Here is an 18,035-nt window from a genome sequence, read left to right as displayed (position 1 = left end):
ATGACCGATATCGTGACACCTAGCGCCACCCTCACCTATAGCGACGTCGAACAGGCCGCCGCGCGCCTCCAAGGCGCCGCCCACCGCACGCCGGTGCTGACCTCCACCACCGCCGACGCGCGCGCCAAGGCACAGCTCTTCTTCAAGTGCGAGAACTACCAGCGCATGGGCGCCTTCAAGTTCCGCGGCGCCTATAACGCGATCGCGCGCTTCACCGAAGCCCAGCGCGCGGCCGGCGTATTGACCTTCTCGTCGGGGAACCATGCCCAGGCGATCGCCCTCTCGGCGCGCCTGGCCGGCATCAAGGCCACTATCATCATGCCGAGCGACGCGCCGGCCCTGAAAGTCCAGGCGACGAAAGAGTACGGCGGCGAAGTCCTGTTCTACGATCGCTATACCGAGAACCGCGAGGAGATCGCGGCCCGCCTGGCGAACGAGCGCGGCATGACCCTGATTCCGCCCTACGACCATCCGGACGTGATCTGCGGCCAGGGCACAGCGGCGAAGGAGCTGTTCGAAGAGGCCGGCCCGCTCAACATGCTCTTGGTGCCACTCGGCGGCGGCGGCCTGCTGGCCGGCTGCGCGCTGGCGGCCAGCAGTTTATCTCCGGATTGCAAGGTGATCGGCGTCGAGCCGGAAGCCGGCAACGATGGCCAACAGTCGCTGCGCAAGGGAGAGATCGTCCACATCGGCGTACCGAAGACGATCGCCGATGGCGCGATGGTGACGCATGTGGGCGAACACAATTTCGAGGTGATCCGGCGCCGCGTCGACGACATCGTCACGGTCACCGACGCGCAACTGGTCGAGACCATGAAGTTCTTCGCCGAGCGCATGAAGATGGTGGTCGAGCCGACCGGCTGCCTGGGCGCCGCAGCGGCCCTGTGCGGCGTGGTGCCGGTAGCCGGAAAACGCGTCGGCATCCTGATCAGCGGCGGCAACGTCGACCTGTCCCGCTTCGCCCAACTGGTGGCCTGATGGAATTCATCCAGTCGAGCGAACTGCCGCCGCCCGCGGGGCATTATTCGCAGGCGGTGGCGGCCGGCGGCCTGGTGTGGGTGTCGGGGATCCTGCCGGCGCGCGACAGCGTCGCCGCAGACGCCTCCTTCGAGGCCCAGTGCGATTCCGTGTTCGCGCAATGCGAACAGGTGCTGCGCGCGGCCGGCTGCGGTTTCAGCGACGTCGTGCAGTGCACGGCCTACCTGGCCGGCGTCGAGCACTGGCCAGCCTTTAACGCCCTGTATGCGCGCGTGTTCGGCGCGCATAAACCGGCGCGCGCGGTGGTGCCGGTGCCGGCGCTGCACTACGGCTTCCTGGTCGAGCTCCAGCTGGTCGCCCAGCGGCCCCTGAGCGGCTGAGTGAAAGGCTGAATGAAAGGCTGAGTGAGCTCATGCGTGGTTTTTTTGACAATGTCCGCGCACCGTGAAGCACCGAACATACTGAGACAGCCTCGGCCGGGACAATGGTTCCATCGAATCGATGGAGCGTGCCATGAAGCGCCTAGCAGCCCAGCTGAGCCTTGTCCTGGCGGCCGCAGCCGCCACCCCCGCCGTGCTGGCGGGTTCCGACATCCTGAAATGCGTCGACGCCGGCGGCCATGTGACCCTGACCGACCAGCCCTGCGCCAGCGGCACCCGGGCCACGCGCCTGGTGAGCAACGCCGCGCCCGCGCAGGCAGTCGACAGCGAGCCTGTGCCCGTGGAGGCGCAGCCGGTCGCCGTCCAGCGCTACGAGGCGCCGCCGGCCATGCTGCACCAGCAGAACTGGCGTCCCCGCGTTCCGCAGCGCGACCGCCCGCTGGCGCGCGACGTCGCTACCCTGAAGGCGGCGCGTGCCCAGTTGCTGTTGATCGATGCCGACCGCACAGCGCGGCCGACGCTGGCGACGATCCAGTAATGTAGCGTGGACGGCTGTGCCGTCCACGCGTGCGGTAAGCAGTGCTCCCACGCGCCGGCTCTTTGGAATGTGTTCGTTGAATGCGTGGACGGGATACCGTCCACGCGTACGCACGCTCGGAGCGCGTACCCGTCAGTACAGCCGCATAAACCCCTGCAAATCCAGCGCCGCGCCCTTGCCAAGGTTCGGCAGCATCTCCAGCAATTCCGGATCGGTGATGAAGCTGGCCGCCGAGGCGGCGGTGAGGAGGCGTTCCGGCGGCTGCGAGCGCGCCACGGCCCAGCCCTGGACGTAATCGACGCCGATCTCGGCCAGGGTCTGCACCGTGGCCGCGTCTTCCGCCCACTCGGCGATCGTCTTCATGCCGAGGTTCACCGCCAGGCTGACGATGGCCTCGACGATGGCGACGTTGGCCGGATGGGCGTTGATGTTGACGATGAAGTTGCCGTCGATTTTCAGCACGTCGGCCGGCAGTTCCTTCAGGTAGGAGAAGGAGGTATAGCCGGCGCCGAAGTCGTCCAGCGCGACCTTGACGCCGAAGTTGCGCACCTGGTCGATGAAGCGGCGCGTGTTGTCGAGGTCGTGCAGGGCGACGCTCTCCGTGATCTCCATGCACAGGCGGCCCGCCACATGCACGTGGCGCGCCAGGATCTCCAGCGTGTCGGCGACAAAACGCTCGTCGTTGAGCGAGGCGCCGGACAAGTTCATGCAGACGAAACGGGTGTTCGGCAGGCGCCCGATATTGTCGGCGATCCAGCCCAGAGTCGTACTCAGCACCCAGCGGTCGATCATGCCCGCGCGGCCGCATTTCTCGGCCGCGCCGATCAGCGGGCCGGCCGGCATGATGCGCCCGTCCGGGCCGCGCATGCGCAGCAGCACCTCGAAGTTGAGCGAGTCGTGCGGGTTCTTCAGCGACATGATCGGCTGCATCTCGATGAACAGGCCCTCGGTCGCGCTCGGCCCCTGCAATTTGGCGACGAGGTTCAGCTCGGCCTCGCGCTCGTGGAAGGCGGAGGCGTTGCGCTCGTAGACGACCAGGCCGTCACTGGCGTCCTTGGCTTCGCGGCAGGCGCGGTCGGCGGCCGAGATCGCGTCGCGCATCGGCATGCCGCTCGAGACTTCGATCAGGCCGACCGAGCCGCGCACATGGAAGGCCTTGTCGCCCACCCGATATGGCGTGCCGCCGATGCGCTCGACGATGCCGCGGCAGATCAGCGACGCCAGCGGGATGGCGGTGTCGGGCATGACGATCACGAATTCGTCGCCGCCGACGCGGCCGATCTGCTGACCGCCGGCCAGCATCATGGCCATGCGCTCGCACACCTGCTTGAGCACCTCGTCGCCGGCGCCGTGGCCGAACAGGTCATTGATCAGTTTGAAGCGGTCGAGGTCGATATACGCGATCGCCATCGGCTTGCCGGCCGCGAGCGAAGTGGCCGCGCCCTCGAACATCTTCTCGATGCCGCGCCGGTTGTAGACGCGGGTCAGCGGATCGTTGTTGGCCATGAACTGCAGCTGCTCGGTGGCCTTGGTCTTTTCGGTGATGTCTTCCAGCACGCCCTCGATGCGGCCATGCGCCAGCGTCGCGCGCACCAGGAAGCGGCGCTCGCCCGTGCGGTCGGCGAGTTCGAGCTCGGTCGTGGTTTGCTGGTGCACCTGTTCGCGCAGGTGGAACCAGGAGGCGTCGGCGAAGAACTGCTGCCACAGCGTGCGGTTCTGGGCCAGCACCTCGTAGCCGAGCATGCGGCTCAAGGCCGGATTGGCCGACAGGAAGGCGCCCTGCAGGTCGAGCGTGAACAGGCCGACCGGCATCGCCTCGTAGGCATGTTCGAGTTCGGCCTGGACCGCGATGCGCTTCTGGGTCTCCAGGCGCATCTGCTCGGCCACCGCCAGCGCCGCCAGCAGGCTCGAGGCCAGCGCGGCCGTGACGCTGTTGACCACGCCCAGCATCTCGCGCATGCCCAGCGCGGCCGACAGTACCTCGGCCAGGGTCGAGAGGAAGGTGACGGCAAACGAGGCGGCGAACCACATCGCGACGCGCGCCTGGGTATGGCGCATGACGCCGAACAGGCCCAGGGTCATCAGCGCCAGGCCCGGCGCCACCAGCAGCCACATCACCGGCAGGTAGATCCCGAACGGCAGCAGGATCGCCATCGGCAGCAGGCACAGGCATAGCGCCTGGGCCACGCGCAGCGGCGCGGCCAGGCGGCTGCTGGCGAGGTCGGCGCCGAACAGCTTCATGTAGAGGGTCATGGTCGCGATGCCGTACAGCGCGGTCGTCATCGCCCGGCTCGGCGCCAGCCAGTCCTGGGGCAGCGTCTGGCCCAGCCATTGGATGTCCCAGCCGGCCGAGATCGCGCCGACGCGCAGGTTCAGGATCAGCCAGACGGCGAACTGCAGGTAGAGCAACTGGCGGTTGATGAGGGCGGTGATCAGGATGAACAGGCTGAGCACGATCATGCCGCCGTCGAGCAGGCCCGACTTGCGGTGGAACTGCTGGATCGAGAGCGTCATCTCCTCGGCCGGCCACTGCACGGCGCTGACGCGGGCCGGGCCCGTGAAGCGCGCGCGGCACAGCACTTCGACCGGCAGGACGCGCGGCTGCAGCACGAAGCCGGCCTTGGCCGCCGACAGCGCGCCGCTGGCGGCCTCGTGCGAGGCGCTGCCCAGCGCCTGCAGGGTGGCGCCGTCCCAGCAGGCGATCTCGATGGCGTGGCGCGAAGGGAATTCGATGACTTGCCGCCCCTCGCCCTGGTTGTGGCTGTGCAGGCTGAACCAGACGGGCGCTTCGGAAAGGTGGGTGTCGTAGCGTTCGACGCCGGGCACGCGGGCTAGCTGGCGCAGGGCCGCCTCGGGGGTGAGCGGCGTGCCCTTCTCGGCGACCACGCGCAGCGGCAGGACGACGTCGTCGTTGGCGACGTAATGACTGTTCCAGGACACCAGCGCCAGGATGGAGACAAGTGCGACGCCGATCGGCACCAAATAGACCGACAGCAGACGCATGGCCGCCGTCAAGAGGCGGTCGAAAGAAGATGATTGCGGTTGTCGGTCAGGCTTGGGCGGCTGGGGCATGGGCTGGTCAATCGGGCTGGCAAAACGCCAGCCTGCTGCCAGCGCGTTTTCACCCCGTAAGGATACAAGCTCCGCGTGATGCTGTCATGCAATATTTCGCTCAGGCGGCGGCCAGCTGGGCCTGCTGATCCAAAATCAGGGCGCGCACGGCGGCCGGCGTGGCCGCCATACCACGGCGCGGTGCCACGCCGACATCGATGTCCGGGTGGTGCGTGTGGCGGAAGAACTTCAGCATCGGGTGGTTCGCCTCCGTCCAGCGCTGCTCGCCGGTAGCGATCTCGAAGGCCATCACGCGGTGCGGCATGTTGCCCGCGTGCGCCAGCGGCACCATTTCCTTTTCGCCGAAGACGTCCGTGAACATCAGCTGTTCGTACTGGCGGTCGACCGGGGCGCGGCCGGCGATCACCGCGTATTCGATGCCGGTCTTTTCGAAGTAGTCGAAGAAGGCCTTCACCAGCGCCACCTTCACCATGCGGCCGATGCGGCCTTCGCCCACGCCCAGGCGCTCGACTTCGCCCAGGGCGCGGCCCTGCAGCCACTGCGGCAACACAACCGATTCCTCGATGTGCAGCGGATGGTGCACATTGGTGCGGATGCGCGCAGTGCCCAGCGCCGTGCCGTCGAGCTTGGATTCGGCAAGCAGCACGACGGTGTCTTCTTCGTAGTCGCAGGCTTCCGGCAGGGCCAGGGTGCGGGCGAACTCCGGTACGTGGCGCGCATAGGCCGCATGGCGGATGGCCACGGCTTTCTTCAGGCTATCTTCGGTCTCGACCCGGCGGATGGTAAATGGCAGGCGCTCGGTGGACATTTCCGGACGCGAGAAGGTGGCGGAGAGGACGGCGGGGTTGCGCATTTCCATGACGGGAGTTCCTTGTTGATAGTTGGCTAACGACATCTGTGTTGACCATTATCAATCTTTTAAAAACTTCCTAAACCTCAAGGAAAGGCGCTTTTTACCCTCAATTCATGAATTCCGAGCAAATCCCTGCTACAGATTAAGCAGTAAACGGAGGTATCAACTCGGCATTAAGCCCTTGTTTCCATGGATAAATCCATGCAGCCTTACATGAAACGCGCCGTGCCCGACACCCGGATCGAGCCGCCCGCCTCCGCCCCGATCTCGGCGCGCAGGCGCGAACGCATGCCCATGTCCTCGCCTTGCACCACATCGATGGCGCCGCCATGCGGCCAGCCGATGTCGCGCAGGTAGCCGGCCAGGGCAGCCGTGCCGGCGCCGGTCGCCGGATCCTCGTAGACGCCGCCGGAAGCGAAGGGATTGCGGGTATGGAACAGCGTGTCGCTTTCGCTCCAGGCCAGCACGACCGTGACGAGGCCATGCGCGCGCATGAAGCGCCGGCCCGCATCGAGTTCGTAGCGCATGGCCGCCAGCAGCGCGCGCCTGCGCAGGGCCAGCACCAGGTGGTCGGCGCCGCCATGGGTCAGCGCAGGCGGAATGCGCGGATCGAGGTCGCCGGCTCCATAGCCGAACAGCGCCAGGGCCTCGTCGACGAGCGCGGCGGGCGCCGGCGCGCTGCGCGTGGGCGGCGACTGCAGCGCAGCCGAGCTCAGCTTGGCGCCGTCGGGCGCGGTCGACTGCCGGCCCTCGACCGTAATCGCCGCATCGTTCAGCGCCAGTGCGTACACGCCGTCGCCGCGGCTGGCAGCCAGCGCGGCGCCCAGCGCAATCGTGGCGTGGCCGCAGAACGGCACTTCGGACTCCGGCGAGAAATAGCGCACGCGCCAACCCTGGCCCTGAGGCGCGGCGAAGGCGGTTTCCGAATAGCCGACGTCGTGGGCGACCTGCTGCATGACGGCGTCCGCCGGCAAACTGTCTCCGATCCAGACCCCGGCCGGGTTGCCGCCCGTGCCGCCGTCGGAAAAAGCGGCGATGCGTTGAACCTCGTCGATCGCTTGCTGTGCGCTCATGAATTGCCTCTCAGAAATAAATGAGGCTCAATCTTACCTCGATTGCAACGCCTTTGCCGACCGACCCATAATCTATGGATAACGCACGGGCTTGCCCTGCTGCTCGGGCAGCGGAATGAATTCCGTCTCGCCCGGCACCTGGGGAAAGGCGCCGGCCTGCCAGTCGCGCTTGGCCTGTTCGATGCGCTCTTCCGAACTGGCGACGAAATTCCAGGACAGGTAGCGCGGGCCGTCCATCGGCTCGCCGCCGAGCAGCATGATGCGCGTCGGCCCCGGCCCGGGCGCGCCCAGCACCACTTCGGCGCCGGGTTTCAGCACCACCAGCTGGCCGGAATCGAAGACGCCGTCGCGGCCAAGGTCGAGCCGGCCTTCGACGATATAGATGGCCTGCTCGGGGTACTCCGGCGGCATCGCGATGCGCGCGCCGGCCTTCAGCCTGACGTCGACATAGAACATGTCGGACAGGGTCGCCACCGGGGCGCGCCGGCCCCAGAAGCTGCCCGCAACCACGCGCGCCTCGACCCCCTCGCCTTCGATGAAGGGCAAGGCGCCCGCCTCGATGTGGGCGAAAGCGGGATCGGTCTCCTCGTGCTTCGACGGCAGCGCCACCCAGCACTGCAGGCCGAACAGGCCGGACTGTCCCTGGCGCAGCACGCTGTCGGTGCGCTCGGAATGGACGATGCCGCGCCCGGCTGTCATCCAGTTGACTTCGCCGGGACGGATCGCCTGCACGCTGCCCAGGCTGTCGCGGTGCAGGATCTCGCCGTCGAACAGATAGGTCACGGTGGCCAGGCAGACGTGCGGATGGGGCCGTACGTCGAGCCCGCGCCCGGCGTCGAAGACGTGCGGGCCCATCTGGTCGAGGAAGACGAAGGGGCCGACCATGCGCCGCTGGCGGCTGGGCAGCGCACGCCGTACCTTGAAACCGTCGCCCAGGTCGTGGGTGGGCGGTACGATCACGATGTCGAGTGCGCCGATGTCGTCATGCTGATCCAAGCTGTTCTCCTTGTCGGGTTCGCTTACGCGGCGGCGGCGTGCCGGCGCGTGCTGAGTGATCGAGCCAGTCTACGTCGCCGAAGGGTCTTGTGCAAATGACCACGTTCGCTCCTGTGCGCGGCCTTTTGCTGAGCTTTCCGCCCCGCGCTCGGTTACAATATCGCCATCCATTGGGGAGTAGCCTGCTTCCGCATCGCGCGGAAGTTCCCGTATCAACATACTCGGCGCCATCCATCCGGCGCCGTGGTACGGGCAGCCGTCCGGTTGGCAAGACCTTTGGCATGCCTGCGTGCGAGTTCGGGCCGCGCGGGCTTGCCTTCGCGTATGCCCGACGGAACGATCCCATGAATGTCGCCGCCACCGCCTCGCTCGCCCTCGCCATGTCCACCGACGCTTTCGCCGCCGCTGTTGGCAAGGGCGCGGCCCTGCAGCGGCCGCAGCTGCGCGAGGCGCTGCGTACCGGCCTGATCTTCGGCGTGATCGAAGGCCTGACGCCCCTGCTCGGCTGGGCGCTGGGCAACGCCGCCGCGCCCTATGTGCAGGCCTGGGATCACTGGATCGCCTTCGTGCTGCTGGGCGCGCTCGGCCTGCGCATGATCCACGAAGGCTGGGGCGAACCCGAGATCGAAGAAGACAAGCCGAACAGCCACTCTTTCCTGCGCCTGGCCGTGACCGGCATGGCGACCAGCGTCGACGCCCTCATCGTCGGCGCCGGCCTCGCCTTTATCGACGCGAACATCTTTGTCACGGCCGCCGCGATCGGCTTCGCCACCTTCGTCATGGTCACGCTCGGCGTCATGCTGGGCCGCGGCCTGGGCGCGCTTGTGGGCAAGCGCGCCGAGATCGTCGGCGGCGTGGTGCTGATCGTGATCGGCAGCCTGATTCTTTACGACCACCTGGGGGCGGCGCCGGTCTGAGCGGCTAATCCTTCGCTCAGGCACACTCCTTCTTCATCGCCTCTTCCATCTCTTCCGGCGAGACGTCGCGGATGTGGGTCGCCATCGACCATACGTGACCGAACGGGTCGACGATCTGGCCGTAGCGGTCGCCCCAGAACATGTCGGCCAGTTCCATGCGCACGGTGGCGCCGGCGGCCTTGGCGCTTTCCCAGATCGCGTCCACGTTCGGCACCGACAGGTGGATGGTGACCGGCGAACCCTTCAGGGTCAGCGGGCCGAAGGAGCCGTAGTCCGGGAATTCGTCGGCCAGGAAGATGGGCGAATCGCCGATGCGCAGCATGGCGTGGCCGACGCGGCCGTCGGGCATGGGCGAGCGCATGACTTCGACGGCGCCGAAGGCCTTTTTGTAGAACTCGATCGCCTCGTGGCAATTGGCGCACACGAGGTGCGGCGTAACGGTATGCATGCCCTCTTCGACCGGCTTGACCTCTGCACTCATGACATGTCCTTTCAGGATGGTTGATGGTTTTTTTGTACCTGCTCTATTGAGCGTAGCGCCTGCCTGAAGTTCACGCAATGCTTGCGTGTGCTGCGCTGCGCCAAGCTGGGGTGCTATCGATGTTCAGTTTTCCAGGACAGTCCCCAATTCGCGCGCCAGAAAATCCACCAGCGCGGCCACCCGCGGCGCGAGTCCGCCCTGCTTGTAGAACACGGCCCAGACCGGCTGCGACCAGGGCAGCGCGGCCGCTTTCAGCACCGGCACCAGCGTGCCCGCGGCCAGGTCGGCGCGGGTCATGAAATCCGACAGCGAAGCGATGCCGGCGCCGGCCAGGGCCAGGTGACGCACCGTCTCGCCGCTCGATGCAGTGACTTGCGGGTCGATCGTGTAGCCCTCGGCGCCGCCGTGCTCCAGCGGCCAGGTGTTCAGCGAAGCCGGCGCCGAGAAGCCGAGCAGGCGGTGCTGCGCCAGTTCGGCCACGCTCGCCGGAGCGCCGTGGCGTTCCAGATAGGCCGGCGCGGCCAGCACGCGGATGCGGCTGCTGCCGAGGCGGCGCGCGTTCAGGGTCGAGTCCGGCAGATTGCCGATGCGGATCGCCAGGTCGGCGCGCTCTTCGATCAGGTCGACGACCGTTTCGCCGCTGGTCAGTTCCAGCTGCACCAGTGGATAGGCGTCGAGAAAGGCGGGAAGCAGCGGCGCCAGCAGGTGGCCGAGGGCGGGCGTCGCCGCATTCACGCGCACCAGGCCGGCGGGTTGGGAACGGCGCGCCGCCGCTTCGGCTTCGGTATTGGCGAGATCCGCCAGCAATGCGCGGGCGCGCTCCAGCAGCCAGGCGCCCTCGTCCGTCAACTGCAGGCGCCGCGTCGTCCGATGCAGCAAGGTCAGGCCCAGGTGCTCTTCCAGGCGCGCGATGGTGCGCGACACGCCCGAAGGCGTCTGGCCGAGGCGCGCGGCGGCCTTGGTGAACGAGCCCGTATCCATGACGGCAGAGAAGGTAATCAACGCCTCCACATCGATCATTCGTGATCCCCAGTCAAAAGTCTATTGTAGCCCAGGGGATTTTTCCGCGAGCTCGCATCGATCAGACTGCATGCCTGTCTTGTTACCTCTGGAGTCACCATGCCACTTGCCCTCTGGGCGCTCACATTGAGCGCCTTTGCCATCGGCACCACCGAATTCGTCATCGTCGGGCTGATTCCCGACGTCGCCGCCAGCCTTGGCGTCTCCGTCCCGTCCGCCGGCCTGCTGGTGAGCGTGTATGCGCTCGGCGTCGCGGTCGGCGCGCCGCTCCTGACCGCCCTCACCGCCCGCGTGCCGCGCAAGCAGCTGCTGATCGGCCTGATGCTGCTGTTCACGGCCGGGAACCTGGTCGCCTCGATCGCGCCCGGCTATGCCGCCCTGATGGCCGCGCGCGTGCTGACGGGCCTGGCCCACGGCGTGTTTTTCTCGATCGGCTCGACCATCGCCACCAGCCTGGTGCAGAAGGAAAAAGCCGCCAGCGCCATCGCCCTGATGTTCACCGGCCTGACGGTGGCGCTGGTGACCGGCGTGCCGCTCGGTACCTGGATCGGCCAGCAGTTCGGCTGGCAGTCGACCTTCCTGGCGGTCGCGGCGCTCGGCATCGTCGCCATGATCGGCAGCGCCATCCTCGTACCGAAGTCGATCGGCGGCGCCAGGCCGGCCAGCCTTGCCAGGCAGTTCGCTGTCTTGAAACAACCGCGCCTGCTGCTCGTGTATGCGATCACCACGCTCGGCTATGGCGGCTCCTTCGTCGCCTTTACCTATCTTGCGCCCATCCTGCAGGACGTGGCCGGCTTCGCGCCCGGCAGCGTCGGCCTGGTGATGCTGGTGTACGGCGTCTCGGTCGCTGCCGGGAATATCTGGGGCGGGCGCCTGGCCGACCGCAAGGGGCCGGTGCGGGCGCTGCAGATCGTGTTCGCGCTGCTGGCCGCCGTGCTTGCCATACTGAGCTTCACGGCGCCGCATCCGGTGCTGGTGGTGGCCACCGTGCTGGCCTGGGGCGCGGTCGCCTTCGGCAACGTGCCGGCCCTGCAACTGTACGTCGTGCAGCGCGCCGAGCTTGATGCGCCGCAGGCAGCCGACATGGCGTCGGGCCTGAACATCGCCGCCTTCAACCTCGGTATCGCGCTCGGCGCCTGGGGCGGCGGCCTGATCGTCGGCCACCTGGGCGTGATGGCGACGCCGCCGATCGGTGCCCTGGTCGTGCTCGGCGCGCTGGCCCTGACCACCTTCGCCGGCCGTCTCGACAAGCGCGACCTTGTCGTCAAGCCGACCGCCGTCAAGCAAGCCGCACCCGTTTAATCACTGAAAAGGAACACACCATGACCATGCCATCCATCGGCGCCGGCACCTTCCGCCTGCAAGGCCAGAGCGCCATCGACAGCGTCGCCAACGCCCTCGACCTCGGCTACCGCCACATCGATACCGCCCAGATCTACGGCAACGAGGAGCAAGTCGGCGCCGCGCTGGCCGCCAGCGGCGTGCCGCGCAACGAGGTCTTCGTCACCACCAAAATCTGGACGGCGCACCTGGCGGCCGACGCCCTGATCCCGAGCCTGAAGGAGAGCCTGCGCAAGCTGCGCCTCGAGCAGCTCGACCTGACGCTGATCCACTGGCCCTCGCCGAACGGCGCAGTGCCGGTGGCGGAATCGATGGCGGCGCTGCTGGAGGCGCGCGAGCGCGGCCTGACGCGCGCCATCGGCGTCTCCAACTTCACGATCCCGCTGATGCGCGAAGCGATCGACGCCATCGGCGCGGCCAACATCGCCACCAACCAGGTCGAGCTGCATCCCTACCTGCAGAACCGCGCCGTGGCCGACTTCGCGCGCGAACAGGGCATTCCGGTGACGGCCTATATGCCGCTCGCCTACGGCAAGGTGCTCGATGACCCGATCATCGGCGCCATCGCCGCGCGCCTGAATGCGACGCCGGCCCAGGTCACGCTGGCCTGGCTGCTGGCGAAGGGACATACGGTCATTCCGTCCTCGACCCGGCGCGCGAACCTGGCCAGCAACCTGGCGGCGCGCGACCTCGTGTTGGGCCGCCAGGACATCGCCGCCATCGATGGCCTCGATCGCGACGAGCGCCTGGTCAGCCCCGACTTCGCGCCTCACTGGGACACGAGCACCTGACAAGACCGTCATGGCTGCGTTGCAGCGCCTCGCCGTACTACCGTACTGTCTTCGGCGCCGCGCCTTGCCCTGACGGTCTTGTCAGGCGCTCTACGTGTCCAGTTCGGGATAGCGACGGAAGATACCCTCTTCATTGAAAGGAATCCGGCGCGGCGAGCTTAGATAGGCGGCGATGCGCGGACGTGCGGCCACGCGCCGGCGCAGCGCGTCCAGGTTCGGATGCTGCGCCAATGCGCGCGCCGTCGCCTTCGGGAAGGCGTACGCGAGGCCCTCGATCGTCTGGAACAGCGACAGGTCGGCGTAAGTGACATCGCTACCGAGCAGATAGTCCTGATCGCCCAGCACATGGCCGAAATAGGCGAAGAACTTCGGGATGCGCGCAGCCGTGAAGTCGCTCGACCTGCGCCGCGCTTCTTCCTGCTGGTCTTCGTAATACAGGCCGCTGCCGACCGGATGGTGGGTGTCGTGCGCCTCGTTCACCAGGTCGGCGATCGTCAATTGCAGTTGGTGCGTCCACAGGCGCCCCGCCGTATCCTGCGGCGCCAGGCCGTGGCGTTCGCCGATCAGCATCAGGATCGCTGCGGTCTGGCCGACCGTCATGCCGTCCACGCGCAGGAAAGGCGGCGCGAAGCTCGGCGTCGAGCCTTCCTTCAGCGCCGCCATCAGCGCGTCGACGCCGCCCGGGCCGCGTGCCACGTCCTCGTAATCCTCGCCCGCTTCTTCCAGCGCCAGGCGGACGTATTCGCCGCGTCCCTGAATGCTGGGCCAATAGAACAGTTGGTATGCCATCGTGTCCTCCTCTGTCGAGAACCCAGTATGGAACGGAATTTCGTGATGCCGCGCGCGGGTCGTGCTAATCTTGCAACTAGGAATGTTTGTTCAAGATAATAAAGCGATCCGGAAGGGAACACGATGCTGTCGATGCGCACGGAAGACGAAGAAGAGTCTACCGAAAATATTGCCCCAAAGAATCTATTTCCCTTGAGCAATCGCACCGCCGGGAGCGACCGGTTGGGACACCATGAGCCTGTCCGCAACCCGTCCTCCACGGAACGCCCCATGATCTTTGCTCATCTTACCCGTTACTGGCGCGCGCGCCGCAGCGAGCTGCCCTTCTCTTCCTGGCTGCTGTCGGTGCTGCGCAGTGCGCGCGTGCTGCGCTTCTACCGCGATCAGGCCGCGCTGTGCGAGCTCGACGTCTACCGCAACCACGTGATGACGCCGCCGAACGACGACCCTTTCCACCACCTGAGCCACGCCGGCTATCTGGTACAGGGACTGAGCGCGCGCCAGCGCGTGCAGTGCGTGCTGTCGCATTACCGCTTCGAAGAGGCGACCTACGATACGGCCTATAAGGCGGCCGTGTATGCGGGCGGCGGCCTGCAGCTGTGGCAGCAGACGGTGGGCGAGCACCACTTCCTGATCCGCCTCGAGATGGCCTCGCGCACGAATGCCGAGGGCGACCTGACGATCGCGCTGGTCGCCGACGGCAAGGTGCTGCACCGCCTGTCCTTCTCCTGGATCGACGGGCACATCGCCGGGGTGCGCTCGCCATTGGTTCCCTTCGTGGCCCGCAACCAGGGCCGCTGGACGGAGTCGGGCGAGGCCTTCGACGCCTTCGAGACCTGCTTCCCGAACAACTCGCCCAGCTTCTTTTGCTTCGCCGCGATGCAGGGCCTGGCGCAGGCGGTCGGCATGGAGCAGGTAGTGGCCGTCAAGTGCACCGCGCACATCGCCTACGACCCGGAAGAAATCAAGCACTTCGCGAATGCTTACGACGGCTTTTGGAAGGTGCTGGGCGGTGTCGAGCTGCCGGGCGACACCTGGCTGATCGCCCTGCCCTTCTACTTGAAACCGCTGGCCGACATGCCCTCCAAGCACCGCAAGCGCGCCGCCCAGCGCCGCGACAACTGGCGCGCCATCGAAGGCAGCACGCGCGCGACGCTGCAGCGCCACCTGCTGCATGCGCGGTTACACCACGAGCATGCGGCGCCCTTGCGGGAGACGGTGGACGTTTGAACGGCCACGAAGGCGCGTGACCGCGGGGTCATCGGGACGAACGGTTCCGATCACCCCGCGCTGCGTTTACCGTCGACACCGCAGCCTGCATTGCCAGAACCACCACACCACGCATCACCCGTGTTACACTCGCGCCTCGCTAGGGGTCCTGGAACTGTCGTTCCGGGTGAGAGATACCCTTCGTACCTGATCTGGATAATGCCAGCGAAGGAAAGCGCGCCAAGCAGTTCACACCTTGTTTGCCCTTCCCCCACGTTGGCTCCGGTTGTATTCAAGCGGTCGCGCATGCGTCGCCCAAACCACGAGCAAACCAATGAAACCCGTCTTCAAGCATTCCCTCATCGCCTGCGCCCTCGCGCAAGCGTTCGCCGTCCAGGCCCAGACCACACCTACGACTGAGCCGGTCGCCTCGGTCTTCGTCACCGCCAGCAAGTGGACGGTCAGCGACCGCGCCAGCATCGGCGGCTTCGCCGACCTGCCGCTGATGGACATCCCGGCCTCGGTCGTCGCCATCGGCCGCAGCCAGATGCAGGATCTGTCGATCCGCTCGGCCAGCGACGCCGTCCAGTACGACGCCTCGGTCGGCGACGCCTACAACGCCGTCGGCTATGCCGAGCAGTTCTCGGTGCGCGGCTTCAAGCTCAATAACAACTCGGGCTACCGCAAGGACGGCATCGCGATCGCGGCCGACACCCAGATCCCGCTCGAGAACAAGGAGCGCTTCGAGCTGCTCAAGGGCGTGGCCGGCCTGCAGGCGGGCCTGGCCGCGCCAGGCGGCTTGCTGAACTTCGTCACCAAGCGTCCGACCGCTACCCCGCTGCGCTCGGTCACCGTTGAAGCGCGCGAGCGCGGCACGCTGCACGCGGAAGCCGACATCGGCGGCCGCTTCGAGGACACTCGCTTCGGCTACCGCATCAACGCCGCCGCCGACCGCCTGCGTTCGTATGTACGCGGCGCCGACGGCAAACGCCAGTTCGCATCAGGCGCTTTCGACTGGCAGATCACGCCCGACGCACTGCTGCAGGTCGACATGGACTTCCAGCACAAGGAGCAGTTCACGGCGCCCGGCTACCAGCTCGTGCGCGGCGTCGACCTGCCCACCAACATTTCGCCGAAGCTTCTGCTCAATGCCCAGCCCTGGACGAAGCCGGTCGACACCGACAGCGCCAACCTCGGCCTGCGCTTCGCCTACCGCCTGAACGCCGACTGGAACGCCCTCGTTACCGCCAACAAGCACTGGTTCAAGCGCGACGACTTCACCGCCTTCCCTTACGGCTGCAGCAACGAGGGCGAGGGCTACTATCCGGGCTACTGCGGCAATGGCGATTACGACGTCTACGATTACCAGAGCGTGGGCGAGCGCAAGACCCCGTTCGGCGCACAAGCCCAGTTGCAGGGCCGCTTCCAGAGCGGCGGCGTGCGTCACCTGCTGACGATCGGCGCCAACTACGCCGAGCGCCACAACAGCTATGGCGACTACGTCTATGACTACGCCGGCTACAGCAATATCTACAACCCGCTGGTCACCGATCCGGCGCCGGGCAATCCGGCGACCGGCCCTGTCTACGAACGCTTCCGCGACCGCGAACGCGGCCTGTACGTGCAGGACATCCTCACCCTGTCGCCGCAAGTGACGGTGCACGCCGGCGTGCGCTACGTGAAGATCGACAGCGCCCAACAGCCGGAGTCGGAACTGCCGTGGGCCACGGACAAGGCCTCGTTCGCGCTGCCGAACGTCTCGCTGGTGTACAGCCCGACGAAGAACTGGAATGTCTACGGCACGCTGGCCTACGGCCTGGAATCGGGCGGCGTGGCGCCGATCGAGACGACCAATGCGAACGAAGACCTGGGCCCGAACCGCTCGAAGCAGATCGAGTTCGGCCTGAAGGGCATCGCCGGCGCGGGCGTGTCGGTGAATGCCGCCATCTTCCAGATCACGAACGGCCTGGAATACACGGACGCGAACGACACGTTTGTCCGCAACGGCGAACGCAACCACCGCGGCATCGAACTGTCGGCGCAGCGCGCCGCGAACGGCCTGGCCTACGGCGCCTCGCTGATGGCGCTGCGCGCCCGCCAGCAGGATACCGGCGACGCCACCCTGGACGGCAAGCGCACCACCAACGTGCCGAAGCTGAAGACGACCGTCTGGGGCGAATACGCGGTCGCCGCCGTGCCGGGCCTGAAGCTGAACGCCCAGTGGCAGTATGCCGGCAAGAAGACCTTCGATCCTGAAAACACGGTCGACGTGCCGGGCTACCACGTGGTCGGCCTGGGCGCCGCCTACGGCATGAAGGTCGGCGCGAACCGCGTCACGCTGCGCGCACGGGTCGACAACCTGTTCGACAAGTTCTACTGGCGCGACGTGACCCAGGATCTGGGCGGCTACCTGCTGCCGGGCGCGCCGCGCAGCTTGCGCCTGTCAGCCCAGGTCGACTTCTAAGCCGGCGTCAAGACTTTCAGGGCCGCTTCGACCTGCCGCAGTCTGTGCGGCAGGTCGCCGTCGACCAGCACGAAGCGGATGCCGCGCGCGTCCAGCTCCCGCACCAGCATGGCGAACACCTGCTGGCGCACTTCTTCCGATTCGCGCATCAGGCCGTCCGGTATCCAGGGCGTGTCCGGCGCCGTCACCAGGGTCAAGGCATAGTCGTGGGTGGCCGCCAGCTGCGCCAGAGCGGCGTCGACCCGGCCCCAGTACACGCGGCTGTAGAGTGCCGTCATCAGCGGCGTGGTATCGCAGAACAGCAGGCCGTTAGCCTCGAGGGCGGCCGCGTCCTCGCGCGCGCGCTGGGTGCGGGCGATGCCGAATTGGTCGTGCTCGTAGGGCACGCGCCCCTGCGTGTCGACGAATTCGCGCAGGTACTCGGGCACCCAGACGGTGTCGTAGCGCCGCGCCAGCGCGCCGCACAGGGTCGACTTGCCCGAGGATTCCGCGCCCAGCACGGCGATGCGGCGCACGTTCATGCCTTCACCCCTGCTAGCTTGCTCCAGGCCTGCAGCCCGCGCGCGGCCAGCAGCACGAAGACCGCATACAGCACGGCCGTCACGTGCAGATCCTTGTAGATGTAGAGGCCGACGTAGAGCACGTCGACGACCAGCCACACGTGCCAGTTCTCGACCTTCTTGCGGGCCAGCAGCAGCTGGCCGACCAGGCTGCCCGCGGTGAGGAAGCCGTCGATGTGGGGCACGTCGGTGTTCGTGTACGTCCTGAGGAACCAGGACAGGATCAGGAAGGCGCCCGCCCAGCCGGCCAGCGCCCAGGCCCAGCCCGTGGGCGTCAAGCGCGTCACCACCAGGCGCGTTTCGGCGGTGCCGCGCAGCCACTGCCACCAGCCCCAGCCTGAGGCCGCGATGAAGACCAGCTGCAGGCCGCTGTCGCCGTACAGGCGCGCGTCGAAGAAGACAACCGCATAGGTGGCGGACGAGGCGATCGAGAACAGCCAGGCCCAGTGGTTCTGGCGGATGTTGAGCAGGACGGTCGTGGCGGCGAGCGCGAACGAAATCAGTTCGAGCGGCGTGGTGGAGAAACCGTAAAAGGGGAGCGTGTCGTTCATGCGCGGCGGCGGGCTGGCGCGG

17 protein-coding genes and 2 riboswitches are annotated in these 18,035 nt (G+C 67.1%); of the genes, 8 read left to right on the top strand and 9 right to left on the bottom strand.

Annotated elements, in window-relative coordinates; genetic code table 11:
* From ASF77_RS23955 to ASF77_RS02075, 3 genes are all read left to right on the top strand, one after another.
* Entirely contained in the window at positions 1 to 978 is a 978-nt protein-coding gene (locus tag ASF77_RS23955) for a threo-3-hydroxy-L-aspartate ammonia-lyase (protein ID WP_056333731.1), read from the top strand.
* A complete protein-coding gene (locus ASF77_RS02080) occupies positions 978 to 1,358 on the top strand; it encodes a RidA family protein (RefSeq protein WP_056333728.1) in 381 nt (126 codons plus the stop codon). Before ASF77_RS23955 ends, ASF77_RS02080 begins: the two co-directional genes overlap by 1 nt.
* 133 nt (positions 1,359 to 1,491) lie before the next feature.
* Positions 1,492 to 1,896, top strand: coding sequence for a DUF4124 domain-containing protein (locus tag ASF77_RS02075; RefSeq protein WP_082493599.1), 405 nt, complete (start codon positions 1,492 to 1,494; stop codon positions 1,894 to 1,896).
* Between the two features lie 132 nt (positions 1,897 to 2,028).
* On the opposite strand, the gene ASF77_RS02070 is transcribed toward ASF77_RS02075, so the two are convergent.
* The 4 genes from ASF77_RS02070 to ASF77_RS02055 all read right to left on the bottom strand — a co-directional run bounded on the left by ASF77_RS02070 (position 2,029) and on the right by ASF77_RS02055 (position 7,890).
* Positions 2,029 to 4,899, bottom strand: a complete 2,871-nt coding sequence (locus ASF77_RS02070; RefSeq protein WP_056333721.1) for a bifunctional diguanylate cyclase/phosphodiesterase — start codon at positions 4,897 to 4,899, stop codon at positions 2,029 to 2,031.
* Between the two features lie 169 nt (positions 4,900 to 5,068).
* The gene (locus ASF77_RS02065) at positions 5,069 to 5,827 is read right to left on the bottom strand and encodes a hypothetical protein (protein WP_200934121.1); all 759 of its coding nucleotides are present in this window, start codon (positions 5,825 to 5,827) and stop codon (positions 5,069 to 5,071) included.
* A 203-nt stretch (positions 5,828 to 6,030) separates the two neighbouring features.
* Complete coding sequence (locus ASF77_RS02060) at positions 6,031 to 6,894, bottom strand: PhzF family phenazine biosynthesis protein (protein WP_056333716.1); 864 nt, start codon at positions 6,892 to 6,894, stop codon at positions 6,031 to 6,033.
* Between the two features lie 72 nt (positions 6,895 to 6,966).
* Complete coding sequence (locus ASF77_RS02055) at positions 6,967 to 7,890, bottom strand: pirin family protein (RefSeq protein WP_056333713.1); 924 nt, start codon at positions 7,888 to 7,890, stop codon at positions 6,967 to 6,969.
* Between the two features lie 160 nt (positions 7,891 to 8,050).
* A riboswitch (yybP-ykoY riboswitch) is annotated at positions 8,051 to 8,234 on the top strand.
* On the opposite strand from ASF77_RS02055, the gene mntP reads away from it, so the two are divergent.
* Positions 8,235 to 8,807 (top strand): manganese efflux pump MntP, encoded by a 573-nt coding sequence (mntP, locus tag ASF77_RS02050; RefSeq protein WP_056333708.1) that lies wholly within the window; start codon positions 8,235 to 8,237, stop codon positions 8,805 to 8,807.
* A gap of 16 nt (positions 8,808 to 8,823) precedes the next feature.
* Here mntP and ASF77_RS02045 read toward each other — a convergent pair whose 3' ends face one another.
* Positions 8,824 to 9,288: a VOC family protein gene (locus ASF77_RS02045; protein WP_056333704.1), complete on the bottom strand. Its 465-nt coding sequence runs from the start codon at positions 9,286 to 9,288 to the stop codon at positions 8,824 to 8,826.
* Positions 9,289 to 9,411: 123 nt separating this feature from the next.
* The gene (locus tag ASF77_RS02040) at positions 9,412 to 10,308 is read right to left on the bottom strand and encodes a LysR family transcriptional regulator (protein ID WP_056333701.1); all 897 of its coding nucleotides are present in this window, start codon (positions 10,306 to 10,308) and stop codon (positions 9,412 to 9,414) included.
* A 99-nt stretch (positions 10,309 to 10,407) separates the two neighbouring features.
* Here ASF77_RS02040 and ASF77_RS02035 point away from each other — a divergent pair, with 99 nt between their 5' ends.
* Together ASF77_RS02035 and dkgB are read left to right on the top strand one after the other, a co-directional pair.
* The gene (locus ASF77_RS02035) at positions 10,408 to 11,610 is read left to right on the top strand and encodes an MFS transporter (protein WP_056333698.1); all 1,203 of its coding nucleotides are present in this window, start codon (positions 10,408 to 10,410) and stop codon (positions 11,608 to 11,610) included.
* A gap of 20 nt (positions 11,611 to 11,630) precedes the next feature.
* Positions 11,631 to 12,440, top strand: a complete 810-nt coding sequence (gene dkgB, locus ASF77_RS02030) for a 2,5-didehydrogluconate reductase DkgB (protein WP_056333694.1) — start codon at positions 11,631 to 11,633, stop codon at positions 12,438 to 12,440.
* A gap of 90 nt (positions 12,441 to 12,530) precedes the next feature.
* Here dkgB and ASF77_RS02025 read toward each other — a convergent pair whose 3' ends face one another.
* Complete coding sequence (locus tag ASF77_RS02025) at positions 12,531 to 13,229, bottom strand: glutathione S-transferase (RefSeq protein ID WP_056333690.1); 699 nt, start codon at positions 13,227 to 13,229, stop codon at positions 12,531 to 12,533.
* A gap of 270 nt (positions 13,230 to 13,499) precedes the next feature.
* On the opposite strand from ASF77_RS02025, the gene ASF77_RS02020 reads away from it, so the two are divergent.
* Positions 13,500 to 14,459 carry a DUF535 family protein gene (locus tag ASF77_RS02020; RefSeq protein ID WP_082493502.1) on the top strand — a complete coding sequence of 320 codons (960 nt, stop codon included), beginning with the start codon at positions 13,500 to 13,502 and terminating at the stop codon, positions 14,457 to 14,459.
* A 131-nt stretch (positions 14,460 to 14,590) separates the two neighbouring features.
* Positions 14,591 to 14,689: riboswitch (TPP riboswitch) on the top strand.
* Positions 14,690 to 14,772: 83 nt separating this feature from the next.
* Entirely contained in the window at positions 14,773 to 16,902 is a 2,130-nt protein-coding gene (locus ASF77_RS02015; protein ID WP_056333687.1) for a TonB-dependent siderophore receptor, read from the top strand.
* Here ASF77_RS02015 and ASF77_RS02010 read toward each other — a convergent pair.
* Together ASF77_RS02010 and pnuC are read right to left on the bottom strand one after the other, a co-directional pair.
* Positions 16,899 to 17,423: an AAA family ATPase gene (locus ASF77_RS02010; RefSeq protein WP_056333685.1), complete on the bottom strand. Its 525-nt coding sequence runs from the start codon at positions 17,421 to 17,423 to the stop codon at positions 16,899 to 16,901. The two genes, ASF77_RS02015 and ASF77_RS02010, sit on opposite strands and share 4 nt — an antisense overlap.
* Complete coding sequence (pnuC, locus tag ASF77_RS02005; RefSeq protein WP_056333682.1) at positions 17,420 to 18,013, bottom strand: nicotinamide riboside transporter PnuC; 594 nt, start codon at positions 18,011 to 18,013, stop codon at positions 17,420 to 17,422. Before pnuC ends, ASF77_RS02010 begins: the two co-directional genes overlap by 4 nt.
* Positions 18,014 to 18,035 lie beyond the last annotated feature (22 nt).

Origin of the sequence: Massilia sp. Leaf139 (assembly GCF_001424165.1) — a bacterium.
GTDB lineage: Bacteria > Pseudomonadota > Gammaproteobacteria > Burkholderiales > Burkholderiaceae_D > Telluria.
The sequence above is the reverse complement of the archived record's forward strand: the minus strand, read 5'-3'. Positions and strand labels throughout refer to the sequence as shown.